General features: G+C 41.2%; 1 protein-coding gene. It reads right to left on the bottom strand.

The annotated features are described in order from the left end of the window. Nucleotides 1-154: 154 nt before the first annotated feature. The gene (locus HT689_RS06035) at nucleotides 155-1,498 is read right to left on the bottom strand and encodes a DEAD/DEAH box helicase (protein WP_173226759.1); all 1,344 of its coding nucleotides are present in this window, start codon (nucleotides 1,496-1,498) and stop codon (nucleotides 155-157) included. Between the last annotated feature and the right edge of the window lie 86 nt (nucleotides 1,499-1,584).

Genomic DNA, 1,584 nt, shown 5'->3' with positions numbered 1-1,584 from the left:
GATCACCTTTATTGTATCGCGTTCGGAGTTTTTGGGGTATAACCTTCGACGCGCACCCGCATAGCGAGTGGTTTTTTTGTCTCGCACCTAACGGAGCGAGACGGACTGAAAGTCACATAAAAAAAAGTTGGAGCTCAGTACTCCAACTTTTCTATTAAAATGTTTGGCGTTTAGCTTTACGCTCTGCACGACCGCGAGCACGACTTTCTGCACGCTTGGTTTTGCGGCGCTTTTCATCAACCGCCCATTGAATTTTCTTCTTATAACCCGGTTTGACTTTTTTCTTTTTCTTTTTAACCAGACCAATCATTTCGATATCAAGCTTATCTTGTTTTTTCTCACGGTTGGCACGACGATCACGGTCATAGGTATCTTGAAATTCCCCGTCTTTGACCATCTTCGGAGTAAATTTAATTCCTAATTTCTCCAACTCACGGATATCCGAGTCATCGCTTGGCTGATAAAGGGTAATAGCTGTACCTGGTAGGCCATTGCGTCCGGTACGACCAACACGGTGTACAAAGAAAGACAAGTCTTGCGGAATGGCATCATTGATGACATGGCTGACACCTTCAATGTCAATTCCACGCGCTGCCAAATCTGTTGCGACAATGTACTCAAAATCCAGATTTTTCACCTGATTCATAATACGCTTGCGCTCACGAGGGGCAATATCTCCATGAATCTTCGCTACCTTCAATCCTTGAGCAGTCAGATATGAATGCAATTCATCAGCACGTGTCTTAGTATTGACAAAAATCATTGCCAAATAAGGCTGCATCAACTGAGTCAACTGGTAAATTTGAGCATTCTTATCACGTCCCTTAGTAGAAATCAACCAATTATCAATGGTATCAGAAATGACCGTTTTGGTCTTGATTTTCTCCATGACAGGATTTGACAAGTATTTTTTCAAGAATGGTTGCAGTTTTTGTGGAATAGTCGCTGAGAAGACCATGAATTGCAAGTCTTTTGGAAGACTGCCAGCAATCTTATCAACAGTTTCCAAGAATCCCATATCCAAGGTCATGTCTGCTTCATCAACAACAAAGGTCTTGGCCTTGTGAATAGCCAAATCACCGGATTTAACCAAGTCGTAAATACGGCCTGGTGTTCCAATAACAATATGAGGCTGATTGCTTGCCAATTTCTCAATCTGACGAGCCTTATCCGTACCACCCACATAATTAACCACACGAACTTCCACTTCTGAGTGGGTTGCAATCTGACGAGCTGCTTGGTAAATTTGAGTAGCCAACTCACGGCTAGGTACAGTGATTACTGCTTGTACACTATCGCTAGATTCATCTAATTGCTGGAAAATCGGTAACAAGAAAGTATGAGTCTTACCTGAACCTGTTTTTGATTCTCCAACCAAATCTCTGCCTGCCAAGACAATGGGAATCAACTTATCTTGTACCTCTGTTGGAGTTGTAAATTTCAACTCCTGCAAGGCTTCTCTAATATAGTTTTTAAATTGAAATTTCGTAAATGACATAATATCCTCGATTCTATCTATCTTATCAATTATACCACATTTTATTCCATTTCAGTAGCCTCACTCATTTATACTCAATGAAAATC

It is taken from the genome of Streptococcus sp. 2342 (assembly GCF_013276795.1).
Taxonomy (GTDB): Bacteria; Bacillota; Bacilli; order Lactobacillales; family Streptococcaceae; genus Streptococcus.
This window is presented reverse-complemented; position numbering and strand designations above follow the sequence as displayed.